Source organism: Amycolatopsis azurea DSM 43854, from assembly GCF_001995215.1.
GTDB classification, from domain to species: Bacteria; Actinomycetota; Actinomycetes; order Mycobacteriales; family Pseudonocardiaceae; genus Amycolatopsis; species Amycolatopsis azurea.
The window spans coordinates 211,749-214,123 of sequence record NZ_MUXN01000003.1; the positions used below are offsets into that span (position 1 = coordinate 211,749).

3 protein-coding genes are annotated in these 2,375 nt (G+C 69.9%); all 3 read right to left on the reverse strand.

The genetic code is table 11. From position 1 onward, the window contains the following. Positions 1-15: 15 nt before the first annotated feature. The 3 genes from B0293_RS06430 to B0293_RS06440 all read right to left on the reverse strand — a co-directional run bounded on the left by B0293_RS06430 (position 16) and on the right by B0293_RS06440 (position 2,295). Complete coding sequence (locus B0293_RS06430) at positions 16-1,026, reverse strand: asparaginase (protein ID WP_005167467.1); 1,011 nt, start codon at positions 1,024-1,026, stop codon at positions 16-18. A gap of 67 nt (positions 1,027-1,093) precedes the next feature. Next, complete coding sequence (locus tag B0293_RS06435) at positions 1,094-1,918, reverse strand: class I SAM-dependent methyltransferase (protein WP_005167466.1); 825 nt, start codon at positions 1,916-1,918, stop codon at positions 1,094-1,096. Then, the gene (locus B0293_RS06440; protein WP_005167465.1) at positions 1,915-2,295 is read right to left on the reverse strand and encodes a VOC family protein; all 381 of its coding nucleotides are present in this window, start codon (positions 2,293-2,295) and stop codon (positions 1,915-1,917) included. Before B0293_RS06440 ends, B0293_RS06435 begins: the two co-directional genes overlap by 4 nt. Between the last annotated feature and the right edge of the window lie 80 nt (positions 2,296-2,375).

Below are 2,375 nucleotides of genomic sequence, written 5' to 3' on the forward strand. Positions count from 1 at the left end.
AGAGGACGAAACGCGTCAGGTGAGGTCGCCGCGCAGGCGGAATTCGGCCTCGACGCGGTCTCGCGAGGCGCCGGTGGCGAGCAGGGTGTGCAGCAGGAGCCGGGATTTGCGCGGGTCCAGCCAGCCCGCCATCGTCACGCCCATCGCGATCAGGTCGGACTCCGAGCCGCGGAAGCCGTAGGTACCGCGGAACGTCGGCCCCGCACCGGTCCGGCCGGCGACCACGACCGGCACCTCCGGCAGTACGCGCTCGATCACGTCGGCGGAGCCCGCCGAAACGTGCCCGGCGCCGTTCGCGGCGAGCACCACTCCCTTGACCCCGGCCTTGACCAGCGTCTCCAGGAGTTCGCCGGTGTCCTCGACGCCGCTCTCGACGATCGGCACCAGCCCGGAGAAGTCCGCGTTCTCCAGCGGCAACGCCGCCGGGCGGCCGGCGACGGGGTGGAAGTAGTGCACCAAACCCTCACTGACCAGCGCGAGCGGGCCGGCGGGATTCGAGGAGAACGCCTCGACGTGGCTCGAATGCGCCTTGCGGACCCAGCGCCCGGCGTGGACGTCGTCGTTGAACGCGACCAGCGAACCGCGCCCCCGGCTGCGGGGATCGGCGGCGACGGTCAGCGCCACGAGCAGGTTCCCCGCGCCGTCGGCGCTGGGCAGGCTGGGGTTGCGCATCGCGCCGGTGATCACGATCGGGGCCTCGGAAGCCCATGTCAGCTCGAAGAAGTACGCGGTCTCTTCGAGGGTGTCCGTGCCCTGGACCACGACGACGCCGTCAGCGCCTTCGTCGACGGCCCGTGCCGCCCAGTCGCGGGTCTTGATCAGCGTCGCGAAGTCCATCGAGGCGCTGGAGATTCCGGCAAGGGTCTCCGCGCGGACGTCCATCTCGAGGTTCTCGCCCAGGTCGCCGAGCAGATCGGCGGCGGTGAGCCGGGGGACGGCGTGGTCTTCGCCGCCGCCGGGAAGCATGGAGATGGTGCCGCCCAGGGCGGCGACGGCGACAAGGGGCCGTCGGGGATCACTCGACATGCTCCGCATTCTTCAAAGTGGACTGGGCGCGCCGCAAGTGGTCACCTGCTCGCGGCGCGCGCCGGGCTCAAGCCCCCTTCACCGCTTCGATGGTGAAACTCGCGGCCAGCCGCTGCGGATCCTTCGTCAGCCGCCATTCCTCGGTCGCCTCGTTCAGGGTCATGAACCCCGGCAGCGCGTTCCACGGCACGCTGTCGTGCTCCACCAGCCGCGTCAGGGTCAGTCCCGCGTCGAGCAGCGAGGTGACGATCTCGCCCAGCCCGTGGTTCCACTCGTGCGTCCGGTTGTTCTCGAACGCGACGTCGGTGTCCACATAGGTCCCCGGCTCGTCGAACACCAGCGGTTCGGCCTGCTCGAAGTACGGGTAACGCGGCGTGATCTGCGGCTGGGTCTCGTCGAGGGTGCCCAGCATCGGGTGCATGTCCCGGATGAACAGCCGCCCGCCCGGCCGCAGCAGCTTCCCGACGACCTGGCCCCAGCGGGCGATGTCCGGCAGCCAGCAGAGCGCGCCGATTCCGGTGTAGACGAGGTCGAATTCCCCGGCGCCCAGCACGTCGGCGGCACTGTACACATCGGACTCGTGGTAGTCGATCTCCGCGCCCGTCTCGGCGGCCAGCCCTCGCGCGATCTCCAGCGCCGGGGCGGAAAAGTCGAGCCCGGTCATCCTCGCGCCCAGCCGGGACAGGGAAAGCGTGTCCGTGCCGATGTGGCACTGCAAATGCACCCCGCGCGCGCCGGAGACGTCGCCGAGCAGCGGCCGGTCGAAGGTGACCACACCGCTGAGATGAGCCGGGTCCGCGACGAACTTCCGGTAGCCGTAGTCCTCCGACGCGGCGTGCGCCGGAGCGCGTTCGTCCCAGTTCGCGCGGTTGAAGGTGAGGTAGTCCGTCACGACGTCGCGGCCTTTTCGGCGGCGCTGCGCAGCACGCAGAATTCGTTGCCTTCGGGGTCGCCGAGGACGGCCCAGCCGGTGCCGTCCGGGTTGCGCCGGTCGTGCAGGAGGGTCGCGCCGAGCTTCAGCAGGCGCTCCACCTCTTCGTCGCGCGGGATGTCGGGCTGCAGGCAGAGATGGATGCGGTTCTTCACCGTCTTCGGCTCCGGGACCTGCCCGAAGAACAGCGTGACGCCGTTGTCCATCTCGATGATCGCTTCGGGGTCGCCGGGGACGTCGTCGTCGGCCATCGGCTTGCCGACGACGCCGCTCCAGAAACGTCCCAGCTCGTAGGCGTCGGCGCAGTCGAAGAAGAAGTTCTGTACGACAGAGGTCATGGGGCCGCAGTCTGCCTGAGCCCGCGAACCCCGGCCAACGGTTTAAGCCGGCCGCTGCCGGTACAGGTGGTCGTGAGTGG

Excerpts from the sequence above, each read along its gene's own strand:
- B0293_RS06430 (WP_005167467.1), bottom strand. The coding sequence starts at position 1,026 with ATGTCGAGTGATCCCCGACGGCCCCTTGTCGCCGTCGCCGCCCTGGGC.
- B0293_RS06440 (WP_005167465.1), bottom strand. The coding sequence starts at position 2,295 with ATGACCTCTGTCGTACAGAACTTCTTCTTCGACTGCGCCGACGCCTAC.